Origin of the sequence: Bradyrhizobium sp., assembly GCF_049586575.1 — a bacterium.
Classification (GTDB): domain Bacteria; phylum Pseudomonadota; class Alphaproteobacteria; order Rhizobiales; family Xanthobacteraceae; genus Bradyrhizobium.
This window is the reverse complement of the sequence record NZ_JBAVCF010000120.1, coordinates 1-6,049: the sequence shown is the minus strand read 5'-3', so window position 1 is coordinate 6,049 and position 6,049 is coordinate 1. Positions and strand designations below refer to the sequence as shown.

The 6,049-nt window shown below is 61.0% G+C and carries 6 protein-coding genes; 3 read left to right on the top strand and 3 right to left on the bottom strand.

Annotation, left to right across the window (positions count from 1 at the left end):
- Positions 1-328: 328 nt before the first annotated feature.
- Both WB528_RS04225 and WB528_RS04220 read left to right on the top strand, forming a co-directional pair.
- Complete coding sequence (locus WB528_RS04225) at positions 329-1,192, top strand: alpha/beta fold hydrolase (RefSeq protein WP_423887176.1); 864 nt, start codon at positions 329-331, stop codon at positions 1,190-1,192.
- Positions 1,193-1,279: 87 nt separating this feature from the next.
- Positions 1,280-2,032 (top strand): VWA domain-containing protein, encoded by a 753-nt coding sequence (locus WB528_RS04220; protein ID WP_423887175.1) that lies wholly within the window; start codon positions 1,280-1,282, stop codon positions 2,030-2,032.
- A gap of 4 nt (positions 2,033-2,036) precedes the next feature.
- On the opposite strand, the gene WB528_RS04215 is transcribed toward WB528_RS04220, so the two are convergent.
- Positions 2,037-2,267, bottom strand: a complete 231-nt coding sequence (locus tag WB528_RS04215) for a DUF302 domain-containing protein (RefSeq protein ID WP_423887174.1) — start codon at positions 2,265-2,267, stop codon at positions 2,037-2,039.
- A 304-nt stretch (positions 2,268-2,571) separates the two neighbouring features.
- Between WB528_RS04215 and WB528_RS04210 the strand changes: the two genes are divergently transcribed.
- Complete coding sequence (locus WB528_RS04210; protein WP_423887173.1) at positions 2,572-3,303, top strand: DnaJ domain-containing protein; 732 nt, start codon at positions 2,572-2,574, stop codon at positions 3,301-3,303.
- A 194-nt stretch (positions 3,304-3,497) separates the two neighbouring features.
- Here WB528_RS04210 and WB528_RS04205 read toward each other — a convergent pair whose 3' ends face one another.
- Together WB528_RS04205 and WB528_RS04200 are read right to left on the bottom strand one after the other, a co-directional pair.
- Positions 3,498-5,282, bottom strand: a complete 1,785-nt coding sequence (locus tag WB528_RS04205) for a serine hydrolase (protein ID WP_423887172.1) — start codon at positions 5,280-5,282, stop codon at positions 3,498-3,500.
- A 537-nt stretch (positions 5,283-5,819) separates the two neighbouring features.
- The coding region (locus WB528_RS04200) for a hypothetical protein (RefSeq protein ID WP_423887171.1) at positions 5,820-6,049 on the bottom strand (230 nt) is incomplete at its 5' end.

Genomic DNA, 6,049 nt, shown 5'->3' with positions numbered 1-6,049 from the left:
CCGCCGGTTTGCGGCCTTGACGCTCCCGGCCAAATTGGCTCGCAAGGGCTTTCCGGCCCGCTCATCGCCTGTTTAATACCTTGTTTTACCGGGCTTTTACCCAGTATCTGAACGTACCTTTGATCTTGGGACGTCCATTGCTGCCGCCGTTCGGCAGCTCTTTCCCAGGATACCGATGCCCGGGAAATAGTGCGCCGCACTACGATCGGGCGGTGAAGTGCCAATATTTGGTCTTTCGGTCACGCCAGCGTCAATTATATTGAGAAGCTGTGATGCAGAGTTTGAACCTGAAATTCAGGCAGTCAAAGCAGTCCCCTCGAGGGCGAACATGAAGCGTGGAATTGCCGTTCTGCTCTCGTTGTCTGTGCTGGTGACGGTAGGATATTTCACCGCCAGCAAGTGGGCCATCCGTCATGAGACGCTGATGTTTCATGATGAGTCGCGCGGTGACCGGCCGGTCGCCGTTGACGTCGCTGTTCGTCGTGACCGCGAACTGCAGGCGAATGCGGGGTTGATCAAGTTGCCGGTAGCGATCCTCAATCACGGCAACACCGTCAAATTCACCGAATATTCCTTTCTGGCGAATCTGTTTGCTGCCCGCGGCTACATGGTGGCGAGCATCCAGCACGATCTCGCAACCGATGCGCCGCTTGTGACCAAGGTCGGCGAGCTCTATGTCGGGCGTCTGCCGCAGTATCACCGGGGCGTCGCCAACATCCGCTTTGCGATCGATGAGTTGAAGAAGGTTCAGCCCAACGCCGATTACGACCGCTTGACCATGATCGGGCATTCCAACGGCGGCGATATCTCGATGTATTTCGCCAAGCTTTATCCGGACCAGATCAAGAAGGTCGTGACGCTGGATAATCTGCGTGTGCCCTTCCTGACCGATGGCCGGTTCAAGATCATCTCATTCCGCTCGAAAGATCCAGTCTTCAAGCCCGATCCCGGCGTCATTCCCGACGACGAAATCTGCGAAAAGGCGGGGATCACCGTGGTTCGCACCTCGTTCCGGCACAACGATATGCGTGATACCGGCCCCGACGAAGCCAAGGCGGCGATCGAGGACATGCTGGACAAGATGCTGGACGATGACAGTCCGCTTCGGCCGGTGGACACCACGACCACACCACCGGTGATGACGGATGCGGGTCCGGTCACGCCTTACGCGCCGCCGGCCGCGCACAACTGATCGCAGCCTGCCACAGCCTGCATCCGGCAATCGCCGAGCATTGACCGGATGGGCGTCGCAACCCACATTGTGATGTGGGAGCGAGATATGTCTGGCGGACGTGACAATTCAAAATCCGACGGTGACATCGCGCACAGCGGCGAGAATCGTTCGCTGCCCGAGCAGCAGCCATCGACCTCCGACGACATTGCCGCCTTCGTCGCCAAAGCAAAGGCGATGTCGCCTTATGCGCCCGGCCGCACGGGCCGCCTGGTTTTTGCGCTCGACGCTACGATGAGCCGGCAACCGACATGGGACATGGCGTGCGCGCTGCAGGCCGATATGTTCAGGGAAGCGGCTTCGGTCGGCAGCCTCGACATCCGTCTCGTGTACTATCGCGGCTTGAATGAGTGTCGGGCCTCGGGCTGGATTTCCGACACGGCTAAATTGGCCAAGCTCATGGGCAAGATCGATTGCCGCGGCGGCAACACCCAGATCGGCAAGGTATTGTCCGAGGCGCGGCGTGAAGCCGTGGCATCCGGCGTGCGCGCCGTGGTGTTTGTCGGCGATGCGATGGAGGAAAGCGTCGACGATCTCTGCGTGAAGGCGGGCGAATTGGGTTTGCTCAAGGTTCCCGTATTCATGTTTCAAGAAGGGCGCGATGCGATGGTCGAGCGGGCGTTTCGGGAAATTGCGCGGCTCACCGGCGGAGCGTGGTCGCGGTTCGACCCCGGCGCGGCTGCGCAATTGAGGGAGCTCTTGCGGGCGGTGGCAGCTTACGCGGCGGGTGGGCGCGAAGCTCTGCTGCGGCTGTCGCGGAACGACAGTGGCGCGGCCGGTCTGTTGGAACAGATGAAGTAACTGCCTATGCCGTCGCAGCCTTGCCGACCTCGTCCAGCAGCGCGGCCAATTTGCCGGCCACGGCTTCCGCTCCGGCCAGGCCGTGCCGGGCTGCAATCCACGCCGGATCGTTCCACGCGAGCCAAGTCTCATTCGATGCGTCCTGCCAGACCAGCGCCTTGAGCGGCAGGTCGATTCCGGCCGTCTGCACAGCCTGCATCAAGGGCGTGCCGCCTTTGGCATTTCCGAAGATCAAAACCTCCGTCGGCCGCAGTGAAAGGCCAGCTGCCGATGCGCCGGCGGCGTGATCGATCCGGGCAAAACAACGTCAAACCTTTTGCCGTGACCGCAGCTTCGAGCCGGTCCATGGTCTCGCGCGCCGAATGGCTGCTTTTGATGGTTGTCAAACCCGGTACCGCCATGCCGTGCTCCGTTGCTGCTGATTGCCGAGAAATGATATTGGAATGGTATCGCAGCGCCAACGCGCCTTTTTGACGGCTCGTGGCCGTAGTGGACAAGGCTGCATGCTTTTTTCGACGGCAGCAATTATATAGAGGGTTATGCCGACACTGGTCGCAGGCGCCGTCGCCGTCATCGTTCTCTATTTGCTGCTGCAGATGTTCCGCGCGGCCAACCCGGCCGTGCTCGCCCGGGCCGTCAAGATAGCCGGCGGCGTGCTGGCGTTGGCGGTCGCCGCATTCGTTGGTCTCAAAGGCGAGCTTGCGGTCGCTATCCCGGTCGGTCTCTTCGGCGCAGGTCTACTGGGATGGGCGCCATTCGGGACCTCCGGTTTTGGCAACTTCGGCGGGCTGTTCGGTATGGGAGGCAGCAAGCGCACCGCCGGCAAAACCTCGCGGGTACGTTCCCGGGTTTTCGAGATGACGCTTGATCACGACAGCGGGGCGCTGACCGGAATGATAATTTCTGGTCCCCATGCTGGCCGCTCGCTGGAGCAGCTCGATCTGCCGGCGTTGCTTGGAATGTTCGGCGAATTGGACGCCGAAAGCGTGCCGTTACTTGAAAGCTATCTGGACCGCCGGTTTCCCGCTTGGCGTCAGAACGCGCAAGGAGACGCGGCAGGCCGGCAACGCAGCGCGGCGTCGAGCGGCAAAATGTCGGACGAGGAGGCCTATCAGATCCTTGGCCTGAAGCCGGGGGCGGGGCGCGACGAGATCGGCCGTGCCCACCGAGCGCTCATGAAGAAACTGCATCCCGACCAGGGGGGGTCGACGTATCTCGCGGCCCGGGTAAACGAGGCCAAGGAGGTTCTGCTTCGCACGCATCACAACTAACTCCGGCACGCCATCAAACGCTGAAAGCCGCGAGCCACTGCCTTCCATCCGTCCGACGCCGTTTCCGCCCGCCGTTATCCGGCGCGGCCGATTTCATCCACCTTTAACCGGAAAGTCTTGACGAGAAGTTTGCAAACGAAACGGGCGGCCTTGGGAAAAGGCCGCCCGATAAAGGGATTCGGTGCCTGAATGCCTTAGTTATGCATCGTGATGCAGGAGATATCGCTGCGTTTGAGGGTGCGGCACACCGCTTCGGCCTGATCGCGGTCGAGGCCGGCGAAACGGGCCCGGTACAGCTTCCGGTCGCCCTTGGCGACCACGGGCTCGGTGAAGGGGTCGGCCTTGTTGAGGAGGCCATGGGCTTGGTTGCGGGCGGCTTCGATCCGCTGAAGCGCTTCGCTTTCGCTATCGAGCGCCCCGACCTGAATGATCCATCCGGTGTGAGTCACTTCGGGTTTACTGGGGCTGCTTGATGCGTGGGGGGAAGGATCGGCATAGGCCATGGCCTGCGAAGGCGAAGAGAGGCTCGAGGCAGATAACACGCCGAGAATACCGTTTCCCGTGCCGTGACCCGGGGGCTGCGGCGGGAGATCGGCCCGCGCGACGTCCTTGCCGTTTTCAGCCTTGGCAACGACCGCGTTCGACGTTTCGGGCACCTCGGTCCGCGCAGGAATTGCGCTGGTGATGGGCGGAGCTGGCTGGGACGGACCAGCCGCCGCCAATTTGACCTGTCCGGCCTTGATCTGCACGGTTTTCACCTTGACGGGCTTCATTGGTTCGGACGAGCCGGGGATCACCGCGATCGGCTGGGTCTGAATGACGCCGCTGGTGAGCGGCGCGGGCTCGGTCTTGGCATGCTCAGTCCGGGAATCGGACCTGATCGAAGATGAGTCGGCTCTCGCTTGCGACATCAGCGAAGCGGCAGCCGACGGCCGCGACGGCGCGGCCATGATCGAACCCGGTGCAGACGAAGCTTGCGCGGCGGGAGCGGGCGGCGTCGGCGCCGCTTCCTCGGCGTCGGCAACTTGCACGCTGGTTTCGGACGGATTGTGCTCGGTAATCGCGGCGACTGTCCGGCGGGTCGAGGCCTTTTCGAGATTTTCGGCGAGGAGGTTGCGCATAATGGCATCGCGCGAACTGCCGCTGCGGCCGCCCATCACTACACCCACCAAGTGGCGGTTACCCCGACGCATCGAGGTCACCAGATTGAAGCCGGAAGAGCGGGTATAGCCGGTCTTGATGCCGTCGACACCCTCGACCGAGCCGAGGAGATGATTGTGGTTGGCGATCGAATGGCCGCGGAAGGTAAAAGATGCGGTGGAGAAGTAGCGATAATAGCGCGGGAAGCGATCCTGGATGGCGCGGCCCAACGTTGCCTGATCGCGGGCGGTTGTCACTTGCTCGTCGTCCGGCAGGCCCGAGGCGTTGTGATAGATCGTTTTGCTCATGCCGAGCATATGCGCCTTGCGGGTCATTTGCTTGGCAAACTCGCTTTCGCTGCCGCCGAGGGCTTCCGCGATCACGACGGCGGCGTCGTTGGCAGAGCGCGTCACCAGCCCCTTGATCGCATCTTCGACGCGGATGGTCTGGCCGGGAAGCAAGCCAAGTTTGGTCGGGTCCTGTTCGGAGGCGTGTTCCGAAACCGGCAATTCGGTATCGAGCTTGATCTTGCCGGCGTCTAGGCGCTCGAACAGTAGATAAAGCGTCATGATTTTGGTGAGCGAGGCCGGATGGCGGCTCCCATCCGGATTGTTCGACGACAGCGTCGCCCCGGAATTGGCATCTACGATGATCTCGGAGAAAGCCGGGTTGTAATCCTCGTGCGATTCCGACCGGAAATGGCGTACGTGGTGATACGAGTGCCGGTAATGGCGCGCTTCGGCGACGTTGGTGCTGAAAGCGACCGCGGCTGCGACCGCCGCGAAACCGAAAAAGCAAATTCGCAAATTACGCGAGGCAACCAAGTTGGTCCGAAGCATGAACTTTCCCGTCCCATTTTCTGTCTTGATCACTGCTTCGTGAGGCCAAATTATGCCCAACGGCGCAGTGACGTTTCCCTGTTCGAAAGCCGGCAGCGGGGGTTCTTCCGCTCGATCGGCCGACAGTCCGCCATTCTAGCTAAGACACTGTTCACAAACAGATTCCTACGCCTGTCCCAAACCGAACAGACCCGTGGAATCAGGTTAGGGGGCTGGGGTTTCGAAATGATTAAGGAAGCCTTGCGGAAAAGCACCGGATTCGAAGTTTTCGACGATATGAGCAAAGGCCGTTTGTGCAATGCACCATCGGCTTTGGGCGAGCGAGAACCTTCCGGTAGCCAGGAACAGGGCTTGGCCGGCAGGCCCTGTAGCCGACGGCGCATAAAGCAGAGGGCTTTCGGGGGCATCCGGTTTGAGCGAAATGGCTGGCGAGGCGAAACAGATCTCGCAGCGGAAATATGTGGGAGACAATACCGGTGACTTCCAAAGCCAAAATCATCGACGATGCGAAAGCCGTGATGGTGGCCCCCATTTTTGTCAAAGCGGGCCGAATTGACTAAGCTTCGCGAACGCGGTTCGGGGAATCGGGTTTGCTGCAACCAAGGAATTGTGACCAGCGATCGTGAATGTTTTTCCGAGCTTGCGGCTGGGCAAAGCTCGACCCATATTCCTTGTCTTGCGCCGCAGGCTCGAAAAACGGGTCTTGGATGGCACGGGGCAGGCGGTCAGGAAGGTGTTTCGGAGTTGGCCGGTGATCCGTGTTGTCC